The organism is Mesorhizobium sp. M8A.F.Ca.ET.161.01.1.1 (assembly GCF_004792105.1).
In the GTDB taxonomy this organism is placed as follows: domain Bacteria; phylum Pseudomonadota; class Alphaproteobacteria; order Rhizobiales; family Rhizobiaceae; genus Mesorhizobium.
Genome location: NZ_SRTD01000009.1, coordinates 197,021 through 216,875, shown reverse-complemented (window position 1 = coordinate 216,875; position 19,855 = coordinate 197,021). Strand labels below are relative to the sequence as shown.

The following is a 19,855-nucleotide window of genomic DNA, read 5'->3' as shown; positions in this document are numbered from 1 at the left end:
CATGCCGAAGGCGGCAATGCCGTCCTGAAATCACGCAAACCAAGACAAGAACAAAGGAGTTGGGAACAATGAAGAAACTTGGCATTCTGGCCGGCGTCGCCGGTCTCGCACTTTCGGCCATGCTGGCCGCCTCGATCCCGGGTTCGGCCGACGACAGCAAGCTCGAGCAGCTGAAGTCGCAGGGCTTCGCTCGCCTGGCCATCGCCAATGAGCCGCCCTATACGGCGGTCGCCGCCGACGGCAAGGTTTCGGGTGCCGCGCCCGACGTGGCGCGCGAGATCTTCAAGCGGCTTGGCGTCGCCGACGTCGTCGCCTCGATCTCGGAATATGGCGCGATGATCCCCGGCCTGCAGGCCGGCCGCTTCGACGTCGTCACCGCCGGCCTGTTCATGAAGCCGGAGCGTTGCGCTGCGGTCGCCTATTCCGAACCGGTCCTGTGCGACGCCGAGGCGATGCTGGTGAAGAAGGGCAATCCGAAAGGCTTCAAGAGCTACGAGGATGTCGCCAAGGACACGTCCGCCACCATAGGCGCGCCGGGCGGCGGCACCGAGGAGAAGCTGGCGCTCAACGCCGGCGTGCCGCGTGAACGTGTCATCGTCGTGCCGGACGGCCAGAGCGGCCTGAAGATGGTGCAGGACGGCCGCATCGACGCCTATTCGCTGCCCGTGCTCTCGATCAATGATCTGATGAAGAAGGCCGCCGATCCGAACCTCGAAGTCATCGCCCCGGTGCAGGGTGCGCCGGTCTATTGCGACGGCGCCGCCTTCAAGAAGGGCGACGAGGCGATGCGCGACGCCTTCGACGTCGAACTCGCCAAGATGAAGAAGTCGGGCGAGTTCGCCAAGATCATCGAGCCCTACGGTTTCTCCGCGGCGGCGGCGATGTCGACCACGCGCGACAAGCTCTGCGCCGCGAAGTAGCGCTTCCTTTTTCCTTCTCCCCGTGAACGGGGAGAAGGTGGCCCGAAGGGCCGGATGAGGGGCAGCACAAGCTTTGCTTACGCTGGCACTGCCCCTCATCTGCCTGCCGGCATCTTCTCCCCGTTGAACGGGGAGAAGGAAGCTAACCGCCAACGTTGGAACCCAGATGACCCAGTGGTCCGGCTATTTCGGCCTGATATTGCAGGGAGCGCTTGTCACCATCGAGCTGACGCTGATGGGGTCGGTGCTTGCCCTGATCATGGCCTTTCTCGCTGGCATGGGGCGCCTATCGCGCTTCTTCGTGCTGCGGGCCCTGGCAACGGCCTATATCGAATTCTTCCGTGGCACCTCGATCTTCGTGCAGCTGTTCTTCGCCTATTTCGTGTTGCCCTTGGTGGGTTTCGAACTGACCCCGCTGCAGGCCGGCGTCTTGGCGCTGGGCTTGAATGTCGGCGCCTATGCCGCGGAGGTGGTGCGCGGCGCCGTGCAATCGATCGGCCGCGAACAGCATGAGGCCTGCATCGCGCTCAATCTGGGCCGCTGGCAAGGCATGCGCCATGTCATCCTGCCGCAAGCGTTTCTGGTGATGCTGCCGACCTTCGGCAACAATGCGATCGAGCTGCTCAAGGCGACATCGGTCGTCTCGCTGATCTCGCTCGCCGACCTGACCTTCCAGGCGCAGGTGGTGCGCGCCCAGACCGGCAACACCATGGTGCCGTTCACCACCATTCTCGTCATCTATTTCATCCTGGCGCTGCTCATCTCGTGGGGGGTGCGCTCGCTGGAACGCCGCATGGCGCGCGGCCTCGACGGAGTGCGCGTCTGATGGCCGGCGCATTCCTGATGAATTGGGTCCGCTGATGGATTGGGATTGGGATTTTGTCCGGCAGATCCTGCCGACGTTGATCCAGGGGGTGAAGATCACCATCCTGGCGACGCTGCTCGGTTCGGTGCTGGCGGCGATCGTCGGGTTGGGCATCGCGCTGGCGCGCCGCTCGCCCAACAAGGCGGTGTCTCGCACTGTCGGCTGGGTAGCCGAATTCATCCGCGGCACACCGCTCCTGGTGCAGCTCTATTTCATCTTCTATGTGCTGCCCGACATCGGCATCCTGCTGCCGCCGCTGGTCGCCGGCGTCATCGGGCTCGGGCTGCACTACGGCACCTACACGGCGGAGGTCTACCGCGCCGGCATCGACAATGTGCCGCGTGGCCAGTGGGAGGCCGCCAAGGCGTGCAATCTCAGCGCCCGGCAGACCTGGTCCCACATCATCATCCCACAGGCCATTCCGCCGATGATCCCGGCATTGGCCAACTACTTCATCGCCATGTTCAAGGAGACGCCGCTGCTCTCGGCGATCACCGTGCTGGAACTGATGAACCAGGCAAAAAGCGTCGCCAACACCTATTATCGCTACCTCGAGCCGATCACGCTGGTCGGCGCCTTCTTCCTTGCCATCAGCCTGATTTCGGTCGTGCTGCTGCGCTGGCTGGAACGCCGCTACGGCAAGATCGAAAGATAACGGATGAAGCCTTTGCCCCAGATCAAGCTTGTGCCCAACCGGCCAGCGCTCGATGAGCGTCCGCTGGAGCGGCGCGTTGGCCTCATCATCCTGGCCACCGACCATACGACCGAGCCGGATTTTCGCCGCATGGTGGCGAGCGAACGGATCGGCGTCTATGTCGCGCGCATCCCCTATGCCAATCCGACGACGCCTGAGAACTTGCGCAAGATGCAGCCGGCGCTGACGGCGGGCGCGGCCTTGATCCTGCCTGACGAGCCGCTCGACGCCGTCTGCTATTCCTGCACGTCGGCCTCGGTGGTGATTGGCGATGCCGAGATCGAGACGGCGATCCAGGCCGCCAAGCCAGGCGTGCCCGTCGTCACGCCAACAATGGCCGGCGTGCGCGGGCTGAACGCGTTCGGCGTGCGCCGGATCAGCATCCTCACGCCCTACACCATGGAAACCGCCAGGCCGATGGCGACCTATTTCGCCGAACGCGGCTTCGACATCCTAGGCTTTACCTGTCTCGGCTTCGAGGATGACCGCGAGATGGCGCGCATTGCCCCGGCAGCGCTTGTCGACCTCGCACGCCAGGCAATGCATCCGCAGGCCGATGCGCTGTTCGTGTCCTGCACGGCGCTGCGCGCTGCGCTCGCGGTCACCGGCATGGAACAGGCGATCGGCCGCCCGGTGGTGACCAGCAACCAGGCGACCGCCTGGTACTGTCTGCGCCTTTGCAGCGATGAGACGGCCCATCCCGAATTCGGCAGTCTGATGACGCTGCCCTTGCCGTGCGGCTGACGACCATGGCGACAGTGACCCTTGGCGATATCCGTGCCGCGCGCGAGCGAATTGCCGGCAAGGTCGAGCGCACATCGATCGTGCTTTCGGCGAGTCTTTCCGAACGGCTGGGCGTGCCGGTTCATCTCAAGCTCGAGCATCGCCAGACCACCGGCAGCTTCAAATTGCGCGGTGCATCCAACGCCGTTGCATCGCTCGATGCCGAGGAGAAGGCGCGCGGCGTCGTCGCGGCATCGACCGGCAATCATGGCCGCGCGCTCGCCCACGCGGCGAAGCTCGAGGGCATGCGCGCGGTGATCTGCATGTCTCGGCTGGTACCCAAGAATAAGCTGGACGAAATCCGCCGCCTCGGCGCGGAAGTCCGTATTGTCGGCAACAGCCAGGACGATGCCCAGCAGGAGGTCGAGCGGCTGGTGACGGAGGAGGGGCTTGTCATGCTGCCGCCCTTCGACCATCCCGCGATCATCGCCGGGCAAGGCACGCTCGGGTTGGAGATGATCGAGCAGGTCCCGGATGCCGCTCTGGTGCTGGTGCAACTCTCCGGAGGTGGGCTGGCCTCGGGTGTAGCGGCCGCAATCAAAGGCGTTAGCCCCGGCACAAAGATAATCGGCGTGTCGATGGCGCGCGGCGCCGCGATGAAGGCCAGCCTCGATGCGGGCCGTCCCGTCTTGGTGGAGGAACTGCCGACGCTGGCGGATTCGCTCGGCGGGGGCATCGGCCTCGACAACCGGCTGACCTTCGCCATGAGCCGAGACCTGCTCGACGATGTCGTCCTGCTCAGTGAGGACGAAATCGCCGCCGGCATTCGCCATGCCTATGAACTGGAACGCGAGATCGTCGAAGGAGCAGGTGCGGTAGGCATCGCAGCACTGCTCGCCGGCAAGGTCAGGGCGGAGGGGCCGGTGGTGGTTCTGCTTTCCGGCCGCAACATCGACATGGAACTGCACAGGAAGATCGTCTGCGGGGAAATGCCATCGATTTCGGAGCGCGCCGCATGAGCAGGATGACCATCCTCACCGAAGCTGAACTGCGCACGATCGTGACGCTCGATCTCGACGCCGTCGCTTGCGTCGAGAATGCTTTCCGCGCGCTGGCAACATTGCCGGTGGCGATGCCGCCGATCCTGCGGCTCGACATTCCGCAGCATCGCGGCGAGGTCGATGTGAAGACCGCCTATGTGCCTGGTATCGACGGCTTCGCCATCAAGATCAGCCCCGGCTTCTTCGACAATCCCAAGCTCGGCCTGCCCAGCGTCAACGGCATGATGGTGCTGCTTTCGGCAAAGACCGGTGTGGTCGACGCCTTGCTGCTCGACAATGGCTATCTCACCGACGTCCGCACCGCCGCCGCCGGCGCCGTCGCGGCCAAACACCTGTCGCGAGAGGACTCGTCCGTCGCCGCGATCTTCGGCGCCGGCGTCCAGGCCGGGCTACAGCTCCAAGCCCTGATGCTGGTGCGGCCGATCACGCGGGCCCGCATCTGGGCGCGCGATGCCGCCAAGGCAGAGACGGCCGCGGCCGCCTTGCGCGAAAGGCTCAGCATCGACGTGGGCGCTGTATCAGACGCAGCCAACGCTGTCGCCGGCGCCGACATCATCGTCACCACCACGCCGTCGACCGAGCCGCTGATCAAGGCCGGGTTTGTCTCGGCCGGCCAGCACATCACCGCCATGGGGTCCGACGCCGAGCACAAGAACGAGATCGCGCCGGCGATCCTGCGCATGGCCGATCTGTACGTCGCCGACAGCGCGAAGCAGACGCAGCGGCTGGGCGAACTGCACCATGCCATCGCCGCCGGCGTGATGGCAGCCGGTGCCGAGGTCACCGAACTTGGCCAGATCATCGCCGGCGAAAAACACGGTAGGCGCTCGGCCAGCGACATCACCATCGCTGACCTGACCGGCACCGGCGTGCAGGACACTGCGATCGCCACGCTCGCCCGCGACCGCGCGCTGGCGGCCAATGCCGGAACCATTTTCGAAAGCTGATCCTGGCCGCGGGAGCATGATCTGGAAAAGTGGCAACCGGTTTTCCGACCAGATCGTGCTCCGACAAAACAATACCTGGAGACAGATTCAACGAAGTTGAAGCGGGCTCCAGGCCCAACAAACGAGGACCAACAAAAAATGCAGCCGAACCTGAAATTCTCGCGAAGCGAATACGCGGATCGCCTCGCCAAGACGCGCAAGGCGATGGAAGCCAAAGGCGTCGATCTCCTTGTTATCAGCGATCCATCCAACATGGCCTGGCTGACTGGATATGACGGCTGGTCCTTCTATGTGCATCAGGCGGTCATCGTGCCGCCGTCGGGCGAGCCGGTCTGGTATGGCCGTGGCCAGGACGCCAACGGCGCCAAGCGCACTGCTTATCTCGCGCATGACAACATCGTCGGCTATGCCGACCACTATGTGCAGTCGACAGAACGCCACCCGATGGACTTCCTGTCCAGCGTGCTAAGCGATCGCGGCTGGGGCAAGCTTGTCGTCGGTGTCGAGATGGACAATTACTGGTTCTCCGCCGCCGCCTTCGCCTCTTTGCAGAAGCATCTGCCCAACGCCCGCTTCGTCGACGCCACCGCGCTGGTCAACTGGCAGCGCGCGGTGAAGAGCCCGACCGAGATCGACTATATGCGCAAGGCCGCCCGCATCGTCGAGGCGATGCACCAGCGCATCTTCGACAAGATCGAGGTCGGCATGCGCAAATGCGATCTGGTCGCCGAGATCTACGATGCCGGCACCCGCGGCGTCGACGGCATCGGCGGCGACTACCCCGCGATCGTGCCACTGCTGCCGTCAGGCGCGGACGCCTCGGCGCCGCACCTGACCTGGGACGACAAGCCGATGAAGCGGGGCGAGGGCACCTTCTTCGAGATCGCCGGCTGCTACAACAGGTACCACTGCCCGCTGTCGCGCACCGTCTTCCTCGGCAAACCGACGCAGGAATTCCTCGATGCCGAGAAGGCGACGCTGGAAGGCATGGAAGCAGGTCTTGCCGCCGCCAGGCCGGGCAACACATGCGAGGACATCGCCAACGCCTTCTTTGCCGTCCTGAAGAAATACGGCATCGTCAAGGACAACCGCACCGGCTATCCGATCGGTATTTCCTATCCGCCGGACTGGGGCGAACGCACCATGAGCCTGCGTCCCGGCGACCGCACCGAGCTCAAGCCCGGCATGACCTTCCATTTCATGACCGGCCTTTGGCTGGAGACAATGGGGCTGGAGATCACCGAGTCCATCCTGATCACCGAAACCGGTGTGGAGTGCCTGGCCAATGTGCCGCGCAAGCTGGTGGTGAAGGATTGAGCCCGATGTCCAGTCATCGCCCGTCGCCGATCGCGCCGACCGTCGATTTCGATCGCGACGGCGTCCAGCATGGTTTCCTGCGCTTGCCCTATAGCCGCGACGACTCGGCCTGGGGCTCGGTGATGATCCCGATCTGCGTCATCCGCAACGGCAAGGGGCCGGCGGCACTGCTGACCGGCGGCAACCATGGTGACGAGTATGAGGGGCCGCTGGCGCTCTACGAACTCGCCCGAACGCTCGATCCCAGCCAGGTCAGCGGCACGGTGATCATCGTGCCGGCGATGAACTATCCGGCTTTTCGGGCCGGCACGCGCACCTCGCCGATCGACAAGGGCAACATGAACCGCAGCTTTCCCGGCCGGCCGGACGGTACGGTCACGCAGAAGATCGCCGATTATTTCCAACGCGAGTTGCTTCCCCGCGCCGACATCGTCTTCGACTTCCATTCCGGTGGCAGGACGCTGGATTTCGTGCCGTTTTGCGCTGCTCACACCTTGCCCGACAAGGCACAGGAGCAGAAAGCCTTTGCGGCGGTGGCGGCATTCTCAGCGCCGTTCTCGATGCGCATGACCGAGATCGATGCGATCGGCATGTATGACACGGCGGCCGAAGAGATGGGCAAGGTCTTCGTTACCACCGAGCTCGGCGGCGGCGGCACATCGCGAGCCGAAACGGTGCGGATCGCCCGGCGCGGCATCCTCAACGTGTTGCGTCACGCCGGTATCGTCGCCGGGGCGGTCGAGACGCGCAAAACCCAGTGGCTGGACATGCCCTCGGGAGATTGCTTCTGCTTTGCCGAGGACGACGGCATGATCGAAACCATGGTCGATCTTGGTGAGCCCGTCGAAGAAGGCGCGGTACTGGCCCGCATCCATTCCACCGGCCGCACCGGCGTTGCTCCGCGGGAGATCCGGGCGAAAATGTCGGGCATGCTGGCGGCACGGCATTTCCCCGGACTGGTCAAGGCCGGCGACTGCGCCGCGGTGGTCGCCGTGAAGGTCGATTGACTGACGTGATTTCTCCGCCCGGACCAAACCGGGCGGACCCAGCCATCGACAGCTTCTCGTGTCGCTCTTCGGCCAGAAACCAAACCGCTCTCGTACACGGGGATACTTATATCGCCGGATGTTTTCCACTAGGCTGGCGATCGCGTGGCATGGGAGCATCGATTGCGCGGATTTATGGAAGGCCTGATCGAGAGGCCGCAGACGGTGGCGGAACAGGTCGCCAATGTCCTGCGCGAGGCTATAGCCAGCGGATCGCTGAAGGCAGGCACCACGCTGCGTCAGGATGAACTGGCCGAGCAATTCGGTTTCAGCCGCATGCCCATCCGCGACGCGCTTCGCCAATTGGAGGCGGAAGGCATTGTTTCCATTCATCCCACGAAGGGCGCGCATGTCGCCGGTATGGACGGTGCCGAGATCGCCGAAATCTACGCGGTGCGCGAATTGCTCGAATGCGAGGCGCTCCGGCTGTCCGTTCCGGCCCTGCCCGGCGCCAAGCTTGAAGAAGCCGAGCAGGTGCTCGACCAGATCGACGCGGAGCGCAATGCGGGCCGCTGGGGCGCCCTGAACAGGGCCTTTCACCTGTCGCTCTACGATGCCTGCGGCAACCGCCGTTTGCTTGACCTGATCGAGGCGCATCACAACGCGGCCGACCGCTATGTCCGCATCCTGCTGTCGAACCTCGACTACCGCACCCGCTCTCAGAGCGAGCATCGCGATCTGCTGGCCGCTTGCCGGCGGCGTGACGAGAAGAAGGCCGTGAGCGTTCTGAGGCAGCATCTTCGCGAAGGCAGCGACACACTCGTCAATGCGATAGACGGCGGCGGACTGTCGCGAAAATCCTGAGCCCGAGGGGCAGGGCCGTCCGCGATCGATGCCGTGGCCCGCGGTTGCCAGCGCGGCGGTTCGCTGCCACATATTGCAACATCAACGTTCGACAAGAGGATCACCATGTCTCCCGTCAGCCACCTGCCGGCACGTGCCCTTGCCCCGCGCCGCCATGATGAGATCCTGCGGCGGCTGGGTGCCCAGGGCTCTGTCAGCGTCGCCGAACTGGCTGGGTTCTTCGATGTCTCGCGCGAAACCATTCGCCGCGATTTGAAGTTGCTTTCGGACCAGGGCAGGCTCGGCATCGTGCATGGCGGGGCCGCCCGTTTCGAGCCGAGCGAGCCGGCGATGAGCTTGCGCAGCCAGGAAAATGCCGGCGGTAAGGCGGCGGTCGGCAGGGCTGCCGCCAGGCTGGTCAGGGATGGCATGGTTGTCTTTCTCGATTCCGGCACCACCACCTTGGCCGTCGCCCATGCCATGACGGAACTGCACGATCTGACGATCTGCACGGCCAGCCTGAAGATAGCGCTGCATCTATGCCATGTCCCCGGCATGCGCGTGCACATGCTGGGCGGCGAAGTCGACCCCGGCGAGGAGGCGGCTGTCGGCATCGACACGCTCGATGCGATGGCCCGCTTTCGTGTCGACATCGCCTTTCTTGGTGGCGGCGCGCTGTCGCCGGACGGGGAGGTGACCGACTTCACCCGCGCCGGCGCCGAACAGCGCGGCCGCATGATCGCCCTTGCCGGGAAGGCCTATTTCGTGCTCGACGCCAGCAAGTTCGGCAAGCTGACGCCGCTCAGGATTCCCAACTTCGAACGTGCCGCCGGGGTGATCGTCGACGCCAATCCCGAACCGGCGCTTGCCGAAGCGCTTTCGCAAAAGGGTCCAGAACTCATCGTCGCAGCTTGATGTGACATTTTGTGACTTTATGGGTTGATATTTGGTTTTCTCGTGCTAATGTCCCGGCCATCCTTCAAATGGCGGAACGCTCATGGCCCATGAATTTCCCACCCAGGCTCGAATCGTCATTGTCGGCGGCGGCATCATTGGGTGCTCGGTCGCCTACCATCTGACAAAACTCGGCTGGACCGATGTTGTCGTGCTCGAACAGGGGCAACTCAGCGGCGGCACCACTTGGCACGCGGCTGGTCTTGTCGGCCAGTTGCGCAGCCATTCCAACATGACCAGCCTGATCCGCTATTCCACGCAGCTCTACAGCGAACTGGAGGCCGAGACCGGTCTTGCCACCGGCTGGAAGAATTGCGGCTCGCTCTCAGTTGCGCGCACGGCCGACCGCATGACGGTGCTGAAGCGCACGGCTGCGTCGGCGCGCGCCCAAGGGGTAGAGATCGACGTCATCTCGCCCAGGGAGGCTGGCGATCTGTGGCCTGTCATGGCGACAAACGATCTCGTCGGCGCTGTCTGGCTGCCCGGAGACGGTAAGGCCAATCCCACCGATCTCACGCAATCGCTTGCCAAGGGCGCGCGCAATGGCGGCGCCAAAATCTTCGAGCGGGTCAAGGTCACTGGTATCAGCGTCAGCAACGGCGTCGCTTGCGGTGTCGAGACCGACCATGGCGACATCGCTGCCGAGATCGTCGTCAACTGCGCCGGCCAATGGGCGCGCAAGGTCGGGCTGATGTGCGGCGTGTCGGTGCCGCTGCATTCGGCCGAGCACATGTACATCGTCACTGGCCGGATAGAAGGCGTGCATCCGGATCTGCCCGTCATGCGCGATCCCGATGGCTTCATCTACTTCAAGGAAGAGGTCGGCGGCCTGGTCATGGGCGGCTTCGAGCCGCATGCCAAGCCGTGGGGCATGAACGGCATTCCCGAAAATTTCGAGTTCGCGCTGCTGCCGGATGATTGGGACCAGTTCGAAATCCTGATGGAAAACGCGCTGGTGCGCGTGCCGCAGCTGGCGCAGGCCGAGGTCAAGAAATTCTACAATGGTCCCGAGAGCTTCACGCCAGACAATAATTTCCTCCTCGGCGAGGCGCCGGAGTTGAAGAATTTCTATGTCGGCGCTGGCTTCAATTCGATGGGCATTGCCAGTGCCGGTGGCGCCGGCAGGGCGCTGGCCGAATGGATCGTCAACGGCGCGCCGACCATGGATCTGTGGCCGGTCGACATCAGGCGCTTCGCCTCGTTCAACAACAATCCGCGCTGGCTGCATGACCGGGTCAAGGAGACGCTCGGCCTGCATTACGCCATGCCATGGCCGAACCGCGAACTGGACACCGCGCGGCCATTCCGCCGTTCGCCGCTTTACGACCGGCTCGCCGCCAAGGGCGCGTGCTTCGGCTCTAAGATGGGTTGGGAGCGCGCCAACTGGTTTGCGGGTCCAGGAGAGACAGCCGGGAACGACTATGCCTTCGACCGCCAGAACTGGCACGCGGCGGTGCAACGCGAGATGAAGGCGACGCGCGAAGCCGTCGCCATCTTCGACCAGACCTCCTTCGCCAAACTTCTTGTCCAGGGGCGCGACGCCTGTGCCGTGCTGAACCGGATCTGCGCCGGCGACATCGACGTGCCGGTCGGCACGTCGGTCTACACCGGCGTGCTCAATGCGCGTGGCGGCTACGAAAGCGATCTCACCGTGATGCGGCTTGGCGCGGAAAAATTCCTCATCGTCACCGGCTCCGCCCAGGCCGTCCACGATGCAGACTGGATCGTCAAGAATATCCCGGCGGACGCGCATGCGATACTGACCGACGTCACCTCATCCTATGCGGTGCTGGCGTTGATGGGACCGCGTTCGCGCGACCTCCTGGCCAAACTGTCATCGGCGGATCTTTCCAATGGCGGCTTCCCCTTCGCCACCATCCGCGAAATCGATATCGGCTATGCCACAGCCTACGCCAACCGCATGACCTATGTCGGTGAGCTCGGCTGGGAACTGATCGTGCCGACCGAATTCGCGGTCGGCGTCTACGAGGCGCTGCATGAAGCCGGTCGTGAATTCGGCCTTGCCGACGCCGGCTACTACGCGCTCGACGCCTTGCGCATCGAAAAGGGTTTTCGCGCCTGGGGTCGCGAGTTGACGCCTGATATCAACCCGTGGCAGGCCGGCCTTGGCTTTGCCGTCGCCATGGACAAGCCGGGCGGCTTCATCGGCCGTGATGCGCTCGCCGCCGCGAAATCCTCGTCGGCGCCGACCAGGCGCATCGTGCTGTTCACAACAGACGATGCCGAGCCGATGCTGTGGGGCGGCGAGCTGATCCTGCGCGACGGCAAGCCGGTCGGCGAGGTGCGCTCGGCTGCCTACGGCCACACACTCGGCCGTTCGGTGGCGCTCGGGCTGATCGAGCACGGAACGGGCGTCGATGCTTCATTCCTGGCCAACGGCCGTTTCGAGATCGATCTTGCCGGCGGGCGCCATGCGGTTACCGCGCATTTGCGCAGCCCCTATGATCCGAAGTCGGAGCGGGTGAAGGCCGATGCAGTGGAGATCAAGGTCGCGGCTTAAAGCATGATCCCGAAAAGTGGGAACCGGTTTTCGGAAGAGATCATGCTCAATTAGTCCGCCGACATCGAGCGCGCCATGTCGAGAAAGGCGCGCACCAGTTTGCCGCCGCTGCGCTCGCGCAGGCAGATCAGCGCCTCGTCCATCAAGGTCTCGGGCGCATCGATGGTGATCGGGACGAGCCTCGAATCTTGGCCGAATTCGGCCGCCGAGACAAAGCCGATGCCGGCGCCCGAGGCGACGATCTCGCGCACGGCTTCGCGGCCCTCGGCTTCGATCACCGGCCTGAGCTCGACCTTCGACGTCGCCGCCAGGTCTTCGAGCTTCTGGCGCGTCTTGGAACCGCGCTCGCGCATGACCAGCGATTCCTGCGCGAGCTGCTTGAGCGTCAGCGATTTTTTCCCTGCCAAAGGATGGTCGATCGAGGTGAAGGCGATGATCGGCGTCGAGTTCAGTTTCAGCACCTCGAAATCGCGCCCGGCGGGCACCTCGCCCAGCACGCCGATGTCGGCATCGTAGCTATAGAGGCTGCTGATCACCGTCTCGGTGTTGCCGGCGCGCACTGAGACCTGTACGCCGGGATAGCGGGCCCGGAAGCTGCCGAGGATGTGAAGCAGATGGTGCGCTGCATCGGCGACGATGCGCAGCGTGCCGGAACGCAAAGCGCGCGACTCGGTCAGGAGCTCGAGCGCCTGTTGCTCGGTATCGAACATGCGGTGGGTTATTTCGAGCAGCTTCTGGCCGGAATGGGTCAGAGTAACCTGCTTCTTGTTCCGATTGAACAGCAGCACGTCATACTCTTCCTCCAGCTTGCGCACCTGGTCCGATATCGCCGGCTGGGTCAGGAACAGTGCTTCGGCGGCCCGCGAAAAGCCGCCGGAGATCGCCACCTGGTGAAAGGCTCGCAGCTGAACATAGCGCATCCTGTGTGCCTTTCGGGTCTCGAAGCCACCTGTACCTTATCATAAGCCTGGCTCGCCAAAAGGACGGAATAAACGATTCCGCTGATGTCTGGGGATGAGCCCTCCCATGTTCACAGCCGTGTCATGAGCGGCATGCAGCCTGTCCAATACAGTTGTGTTCATCGTTCTAATCGATACATCGATACAAAATAACGATTTTACAAATATGTCGTCCGGACCAACAATGGCGCCACATCAAAAAAGCAGCGACCTGTCGGAGGACATCATGCTCGCCGAGACGAAATTTGCCGCGGAGCCGCTGGCCAGGCCGGCCCTGGGCGAGCCCTATCTTTTGACCCCCGGGCCACTCACCACGGCCTATTCGGTCAAGCAGGCGATGCTGCGCGACTGGGGATCGTGGGACGGCGACTTCCGCGCCATGACATCAGACATGCGCCGCCGCCTGCTGGCGCTGACCGGCGACGCGAAAGGCGAGTTCGACTGCGTGCCGATGCAAGGCAGCGGCTCCTTCTGCGTCGAGGCGATGCTGGGCTCGTTCGTGCCCAGGGATGGCAAGGTTCTGGTGCTGGCCAATGGGGCCTACGGCCTGCGCGCCGCGCAGACCATGCAATATCTCGGCCGCGCCCATACGTTGATCGACAAGGGTGACTACCTGCCCCCGCGCGGCGACGAGGTGGCGGCCGCTCTCGAGGCTGATCCTGCGATCACGCATGTCATCGCCATTCATTGCGAGACCAGCTCCGGCATTTTGAACCCTGTCGCCGAGATCGCCGAAGCAGTCCATGCCAAGGGTCGCAAACTGCTGGTCGATTCCATGAGTGCCTTCGGCGCAGTCGCGCTCGACGTCAACGAGATCCGTTACGAGGCGATGGTGTCGTCGGCCAACAAATGCATCGAGGGCGTGCCCGGCTTCGGCTTCATCATCGCCCGCAAGAGCGAACTCGAAGCAGCCAAGGGGCGCAGCCATTCCCTGTCGCTCGACGTTCACGCGCAATGGGCGCACATGAACAAGACCGGCCAGTGGCGCTACACGCCGCCGACGCATGTCGTCGCCGCCTTCCTGGAGGCGCTGCGCCAGCACGAGGCCGAAGGTGGCGTCGCCGGCCGTGGCGCCCGCTATGTCAAGAACCGCGACGTCATGGTGGCGGGCATGCGCGAACTCGGCTTCGAGACGCTGCTTAGGGACCGCTGGCTGTCGCCGATCATCGTCACCTTCTTCAACCCGGCCCACGCCAACTTCGCCTTCGATCGTTTCTACGAACTGATGAAGGACAAGGGCTTCATCATCTATCCCGGCAAACTGACGGTCGTGGATTCCTTCCGCGTCGGCTGCATCGGCCAGATGGACGAACATGTCATGCGCCGCGTCGTCGAGGCGGCGGCGCAATCGCTTGATGAAATGGGCGTCGACACCGCCGCTCCACCCGCGGCGGCAATCGCCGAGCGCGCCAAACTCGCCGCCTGAAGCGGCCGTTTTCGAGGATTTTTGATGAACCAGATGTCTCCCATCAACGTCGCGGTCAATGGCCGCACCTACGCCTGGCCGCGTGTGCCAGCCATCGCCATCTGCCTTGACGGCTGCGAGCCGGCCTATCTTGACGAGGCGATCAGGGCCGGGCTGATGCCGGCCCTGGTCAGGATCAAGCAGAAGGGCACGGTGCGCTTTGCGCACTCGGTCATTCCGAGCTTCACCAACCCCAACAATTTGTCGATCGCCACCGGTCGCCCGCCCTCGGTGCACGGCATTTGCGGCAACTATCTCTACGAGCGCGAGACCGGCAAGGAAGTGATGATGAACGACCCGCGCTTCCTGCGCGCGCCGACCATTTTCCAGGCCTTCTACGATGCCGGCGCCAAGGTCGCGGTGGTGACCGCCAAGGACAAGCTGCGTGCGCTGCTCGGCAAGGGCCTCGCCTTCGACGAAGGCCGCGCGCTGTGCTTCTCGGCTGAAAAGTCGGACACCACGACAGTGGCCGAGCACGGCATCGACAATGCCTCGAAGCATTTCGGCCTCCCTGTGCCGGAAGTCTATTCGGCCGAACTGTCGGAATTCGTCTTCGCCGCCGGCGTTCAGCTGCTCAGGGAATTCCGCCCCGACATCATGTACCTGACGACGACCGATTATGTGCAACACAAATATGCGCCTGGCGTGCCGCAGGCCAATGCCTTCTACGAAATGTTCGACAAGTACCTGACCGAGCTCGATGCGCTGGGCGCGGCGATCGTCGTCACCGCCGACCATGGCATGAAGCCCAAGCACAAGGCGGACGGTTCGCCCGACGTCGTCTACGTCCAGGACCTGCTCGATGAATGGCTGGGCAAGGACGCCGCCCGCGTCATCCTGCCGATCACCGACCCCTATGTGGTGCATCACGGCGCTCTCGGCTCTTTCGCCACCGCCTATTTGCCTGATGGCGCTGATCAGGCCGGCATCATGGCGCGGCTGGCCAAGATCGACGGCATCATGCTGGTCGTCGACAGCCCTGATGCCTGCGAGCGTTTCGAACTGCCGGCCGACCGCATCGGCGACATCGTGCTGATCTCGACGGAGAACAAGACGATCGGCACCAGCGAGCACAGGCACGATCTGGCGGCCCTCAACGAACCGCTGCGCTCGCATGGTGGCCTGACTGAGCAGAAAGTACCGTTCATCGTCAATCGCGTGCTGCCGGATCTGCCCAATGAGCCGACACTGCGCAATTTCGACGCCTTCTACTATGCGACGATGGCGGCGGCGCTGGCAGGCTGAGCGCTGATGTCGACCCCCACTCCGTCGAGCTTCGCTCGGCACCTCTCCCCCGATCGACGGGGGAGAGGAAAGCCGCCCAGCCGATTGCGCCGCGCTTTGGGCCGTAAACGACTAAGCGCTGACCTTGCCGAACTTCCTCTCCCCCGTCGATCGGGGGAGACGTGGCCCGGAGGGCCGGAGTGGGGGGCGATCCTCCGCCGCAACGCGTCCATAAATCTGCTGGAGCAGAGCCTATGACCATACTCGATACGTCCATCACAGTCCGCCACGAGCCGATGCGCATTGCGGGGCGCAAGGTCGACGCCGACGACGTCGTCCCCGTCCACTACCCCTATACCAATGCTGTGGTCGGCACCGTCGCCGCTGGTCGGGCCGAACACGCCCGTCAGGCCTTCGAGATCGCCGCCGGCTACCGGTCGAAGCTGACCCGCTACGAGCGCCAGCAGATCCTGTTTCGCACGGCGGAAGCTCTGGCGTCGCGCCGGGAAGAAATTTCCGATCTCATCACGCTCGAGCTCGGCATCTCCAAGACGGATTCGCTCTACGAAGTCGGCCGCGCCTATGACGTGTTCACGCTGTCGGCGCAGATGTGCATCCAGGACGATGGCCAGATCTTCTCCTGCGACCTCACCCCGCACGGCAAGGCGCGCAAGATCTTCACCACGCGTGAGCCGCTGAAGGCGATCTCGGCGATCACGCCTTTCAACCACCCGCTCAACATGGTCTCGCACAAGGTGGCGCCGGCCATCGCCACCAACAATTGCGTGGTCGTCAAGCCGACCGAGCTGACGCCGATGACGGCGCTGCTTTTGGCCGACATCCTTTATGAAGCCGGCCTGCCGCCGGAAATGCTGTCGGTGGTGACGGGATGGCCGGTCGACATCGGCAACGAGATGATCACCAACGAGAATATCGATCTGATCACCTTCACCGGCGGCGTGCCGGTCGGCAAGATGATCGCCCGCACCGCCGGCTACAAGCGCCAGGTGCTGGAACTCGGCGGCAACGATCCGCTGATCATCCTCAATGATCTCTCCGACGAGGATCTGGCAAAGGCGGCGGACCTGGCAGTGGCCGGAGCGACGAAAAACTCCGGCCAGCGCTGCACGGCGGTCAAGCGCATCCTGGTCCAGCAAAGCGTCGCCGATCGTTTCGTGCCGCTGGTGCTGGAGCGCGCGAAAAAAATCCGCTTCGGCGACCCGATGGACCGTTCCACCGATCTCGGCACCGTTGTGCACGAGAAGGCGGCGGCACTGTTCGAGACCCGCGTCCACATGGCCGCCGAGCAGGGGGCTGACATTCTTTACAATCCGGGCCGCCAGGGCGCGCTGCTTCCGCCGATCGTTGTCGACCACGTGCCGCACACATCCGAACTGGTGATGGAAGAGACGTTCGGGCCGATCATCCCCATCGTGCGCGCGCCCGATGACGACGAGGCGCTGATCGCGCTCTCCAACTCGACCGCCTTCGGCCTGTCGTCGGGCGTCTGCACCAACTCGTTTCCCCGCATGCAGAAATACATTGCCGGCCTGCAGGTCGGCACCGTCAACATCTGGGAAGTGCCGGGCTACCGCATCGAGATGTCGCCCTTCGGCGGCATCAAGGATTCGGGCAATGGCTACAAGGAAGGCGTCATCGAAGCGATGAAGAGCTACACCAATGTGAAGACATTTTCGCTGCCCTGGTCCTGACCAGGCGCGACCGACGGACAGAAAACAGAGGGAGCGGCCAACGCTCCCTCATTCGCGTTTCGGAGATGATGATGGCCGCGATATCCGAGCTTGTGCATACAGAGGGCGATTCCAACACCACGGCGGCGCGCGGCCGCTGGGATGCCGGCCAGGACGATCCCCGCATTCGCGGCCTGCTTGATCGCGATGCCGCAGCCTTCATGCACCAGAGCCTGTCCAGCCCCTGCCTTTCGACGATCGCCAAGGCTGAAGGCATCTGGATCGAGGATACCGCCGGCCGCCGTTTCATGGATTTCCACGGCAACAGCGTCCACCATCTCGGCTACGGCCACCCGAGATTGGTGGCGGCGATCAAGAGACAGCTCGACGAACTCTGCTTCGCGCCGCGCCGCTTTACCTGCGAGCCCGCCGTCGAACTGGCGGAGAGACTGGCGGCCCTCGCGCCTGGCGACCTCGGCAAGGTGCTGTTCACCACCGGCGGCTCGGATGCCATCGAGGTCGCGCTGAAGATCGCGCGCGCCGCGACCGGCCGTTTCAAGACGGTGTCGTTCTGGGACGCCTTCCACGGCGCCGGCTTTGGCGCGGCAAGCGTCGGCGGCGAGGCGACCTTTCGCTCGCACATATCAGGTCCGATGATGACCGGCACCGAGCATGTCGCGCCCTGGGACGGCTATCGCTGCCCCTATGGCCACGATTCCCTAGAGGCTTCTGGGCTCGCTTGCGCCAACATGATCGCCTATGTGCTCGGCCGCGAGCAGGATGTGGCGGCGGTCGTTGCCGAGCCGATGCGCGCGACGCCCAATCCGCCGCCGCCCGGTTTCTGGAAGCGGGTGCGCGAAGCCTGCGACCGGCATGGCACGCTGCTGATCTTCGACGAAATCCCAACCGGCCTCGGCAAGACCGGAAAATTCTTCGCCCACGAACATGACGGCGTTACGCCCGACATCGTCGTCCTCGGCAAGTCGCTGGGCGGCGGCATCCTGCCGATCGCCGCCGTCATCGCGCGCCGCGACCTCGACGTCACCGGCGGCTTCGCCATCGGTCACTACACCCATGAGAAGAACCCGGTGACGACGCGCGCCGCGCTGACGACCATCGACATCATCCTGGAGGACGGGCTGGTGGAGCGTTCGGCCGAACTTGGCCGGCATATGCTTGGACGGATGCAGGACCTGATGGCGCGTTCGCCCCATGTCGGCGATGTCAGGGGCAGGGGGCTGATGGTCGGGGTCGAACTGGTCGAGGATCGCGCCTCGCGCCAGCCGGCACGCGACCTCGCCGAACGTGTCTTCTATGCCTGCCTGGAACAGGGACTGAGCTTCAAGGTCAGCCAGGGCAACGTGCTGACACTCTCGCCGCCATTGGTCATTTCGAAGACCGATCTCGACCGGGCGCTCGACATCGTCGAGACCGCGGTGCTGGCGGCCTGACCATGAAGGCCGTCCGCACTGACCACGAACTCGAATGTCCTGAAATCGATGCCGGCTTGCGGGCTAGGGGCGTCGACCTGGTGACGTTGCCGGACGGCATTCCCGAAGCTGAACTCGCCAACGCGGTTGCCGACGCCGACCTTCTCTTGATGTGCTACACGCCGATCACCGCGCGGGTGATAGACGCGGCGCCAAGGCTGAAGGGCATCGTGAAATATGGCGTTGGTATCGATGCAATCGACATCGCCGCCGCAATGCGACGTGGTATTCCCGTGGTCAACGTGCCCGAATATGCCGAGGAAACCGTTGCCGAAGGCGCCTTTGCGCTGATGATCGCGCTCGCCAAGCGGCTGCCTGCGATCACGCAGGCAATGTCGCGCGATCGCTGGATCTGGCCCGAGCAACGCTGGCTGGGGCGTGATATTTCCGGCGCCACGCTTGGGCTCGTCGGCTGCGGCAAGATCGGCCGCAGCATGGCGCGCATGGCAGGCCAGGGATTCCGCGCACGCGTCCTTGGCTTTGATCCCGCTGTCGATGCAGCGACAATGCGCGCCGCCGGCATCGAGAAGGCCGACGACCTCCATGCCATGCTGGGCGCCTGCGATTTCATTTCCATCCATTGCGTTCTGAACGACCAGACACGCGGCCTGATCGGCAAGCATGAGCTCGCCTGCCTCAAACCCTCGGCCATCATCGTCAATGTCTCGCGCGGTGCGTTGATCGATGAGGCGGCCCTCGTCGAGGCGATCGTCGCCGGTCGCATCGGTGGTGCCGGGCTCGATGTCTATTCGGCGGAGCCGCTGTCGAAGTCAGGCCATCCGATGAGCGCGCTGTTCGGTCGCGACAATGTGATCCTGTTTCCGCATCTCACCTTCTTCACGCATGAGGCGATGCGCCGGCTCGAGGACGACACGCTCGCGCGCTGTTTCGAGATTCTCGAAGGCCGGCCGGTGACCGTCCGTTCGCATGATCCGCGATTGCGGGCGCAGACGGGAGGTATTGTGTTCGGCTGATAAGCGAGATTTTTCAAGCTGATAGCTGCCTTCGGCCCAGCCACATTCATGGTCAAGACGTGGATGCGACAGTTCCATGACAAATATCAGAGGAATTTTGGCTCTCATAAAATAAATAGATTTTACTTATCGATCGCCGATCCCCAGAGTTGTCACAACGAAGACATCCAACCGGCTCAACGTCCGTCAGAAACCCAAGGCCGGTTGGTCCTAGTGCATCG

General features: G+C 63.8%; 17 protein-coding genes. 16 read left to right on the top strand and 1 reads right to left on the bottom strand.

Annotation, left to right across the window (positions count from 1 at the left end):
• Positions 1-68: 68 nt before the first annotated feature.
• The 11 genes from ehuB to EN804_RS22120 all read left to right on the top strand — a co-directional run bounded on the left by ehuB (position 69) and on the right by EN804_RS22120 (position 11,831).
• Positions 69-920 (top strand): ectoine/hydroxyectoine ABC transporter substrate-binding protein EhuB, encoded by an 852-nt coding sequence (ehuB, locus tag EN804_RS22170; protein ID WP_135921383.1) that lies wholly within the window; start codon positions 69-71, stop codon positions 918-920.
• Between the two features lie 166 nt (positions 921-1,086).
• Positions 1,087-1,746, top strand: coding sequence for an ectoine/hydroxyectoine ABC transporter permease subunit EhuC (gene ehuC / locus EN804_RS22165; protein WP_127275884.1), 660 nt, complete (start codon positions 1,087-1,089; stop codon positions 1,744-1,746).
• A gap of 34 nt (positions 1,747-1,780) precedes the next feature.
• A complete protein-coding gene (gene ehuD, locus EN804_RS22160) occupies positions 1,781-2,440 on the top strand; it encodes an ectoine/hydroxyectoine ABC transporter permease subunit EhuD (protein ID WP_127870505.1) in 660 nt (219 codons plus the stop codon).
• Positions 2,441-2,443: 3 nt separating this feature from the next.
• Entirely contained in the window at positions 2,444-3,223 is a 780-nt protein-coding gene (gene eutA, locus EN804_RS22155) for an ectoine utilization protein EutA (RefSeq protein WP_135921382.1), read from the top strand.
• Positions 3,224-3,228: 5 nt separating this feature from the next.
• Positions 3,229-4,221 carry a hydroxyectoine utilization dehydratase EutB gene (gene eutB, locus EN804_RS22150; RefSeq protein ID WP_135921381.1) on the top strand — a complete coding sequence of 331 codons (993 nt, stop codon included), beginning with the start codon at positions 3,229-3,231 and terminating at the stop codon, positions 4,219-4,221.
• Entirely contained in the window at positions 4,218-5,210 is a 993-nt protein-coding gene (gene eutC / locus EN804_RS22145; RefSeq protein WP_135921380.1) for an ectoine utilization protein EutC, read from the top strand. The genes eutB and eutC overlap by 4 nt, the downstream gene beginning before the upstream one ends.
• A 138-nt stretch (positions 5,211-5,348) precedes the next feature.
• Positions 5,349-6,527, top strand: coding sequence for an ectoine hydrolase DoeA (doeA, locus tag EN804_RS22140; protein ID WP_127275879.1), 1,179 nt, complete (start codon positions 5,349-5,351; stop codon positions 6,525-6,527).
• A 5-nt stretch (positions 6,528-6,532) separates the two neighbouring features.
• Complete coding sequence (gene doeB / locus EN804_RS22135) at positions 6,533-7,534, top strand: N(2)-acetyl-L-2,4-diaminobutanoate deacetylase DoeB (RefSeq protein ID WP_135921379.1); 1,002 nt, start codon at positions 6,533-6,535, stop codon at positions 7,532-7,534.
• Positions 7,535-7,708: 174 nt separating this feature from the next.
• Positions 7,709-8,377: a GntR family transcriptional regulator gene (locus EN804_RS22130; protein ID WP_167531369.1), complete on the top strand. Its 669-nt coding sequence runs from the start codon at positions 7,709-7,711 to the stop codon at positions 8,375-8,377.
• A 105-nt stretch (positions 8,378-8,482) separates the two neighbouring features.
• Complete coding sequence (locus tag EN804_RS22125) at positions 8,483-9,271, top strand: DeoR/GlpR family DNA-binding transcription regulator (protein WP_135921378.1); 789 nt, start codon at positions 8,483-8,485, stop codon at positions 9,269-9,271.
• 82 nt (positions 9,272-9,353) lie between these two features.
• Positions 9,354-11,831, top strand: a complete 2,478-nt coding sequence (locus tag EN804_RS22120) for an FAD-dependent oxidoreductase (RefSeq protein WP_135921377.1) — start codon at positions 9,354-9,356, stop codon at positions 11,829-11,831.
• A gap of 50 nt (positions 11,832-11,881) precedes the next feature.
• Here the strand turns inward: EN804_RS22120 and EN804_RS22115 are convergent, their stop codons facing one another.
• On the bottom strand, positions 11,882-12,751 hold the full coding sequence (locus EN804_RS22115) for a LysR substrate-binding domain-containing protein (protein ID WP_135865027.1): 870 nt from the start codon (positions 12,749-12,751) through the stop codon (positions 11,882-11,884).
• Between the two features lie 265 nt (positions 12,752-13,016).
• On the opposite strand from EN804_RS22115, the gene EN804_RS22110 reads away from it, so the two are divergent.
• The 5 genes from EN804_RS22110 (at position 13,017) to EN804_RS22090 (ending at position 19,634) form a co-directional block, all read left to right on the top strand.
• The gene (locus EN804_RS22110; RefSeq protein ID WP_135881811.1) at positions 13,017-14,216 is read left to right on the top strand and encodes a 2-aminoethylphosphonate--pyruvate transaminase; all 1,200 of its coding nucleotides are present in this window, start codon (positions 13,017-13,019) and stop codon (positions 14,214-14,216) included.
• 24 nt (positions 14,217-14,240) lie between these two features.
• Entirely contained in the window at positions 14,241-15,500 is a 1,260-nt protein-coding gene (gene phnA / locus EN804_RS22105; RefSeq protein ID WP_135921376.1) for a phosphonoacetate hydrolase, read from the top strand.
• 233 nt (positions 15,501-15,733) lie between these two features.
• A complete protein-coding gene (phnY, locus tag EN804_RS22100) occupies positions 15,734-17,191 on the top strand; it encodes a phosphonoacetaldehyde dehydrogenase (protein WP_135921375.1) in 1,458 nt (485 codons plus the stop codon).
• Between the two features lie 71 nt (positions 17,192-17,262).
• Positions 17,263-18,621: an aspartate aminotransferase family protein gene (locus tag EN804_RS22095; RefSeq protein ID WP_135921374.1), complete on the top strand. Its 1,359-nt coding sequence runs from the start codon at positions 17,263-17,265 to the stop codon at positions 18,619-18,621.
• A 2-nt stretch (positions 18,622-18,623) separates the two neighbouring features.
• Positions 18,624-19,634 (top strand): NAD(P)-dependent oxidoreductase, encoded by a 1,011-nt coding sequence (locus EN804_RS22090; RefSeq protein ID WP_135921373.1) that lies wholly within the window; start codon positions 18,624-18,626, stop codon positions 19,632-19,634.
• Positions 19,635-19,855: the final 221 nt, after the last annotated feature.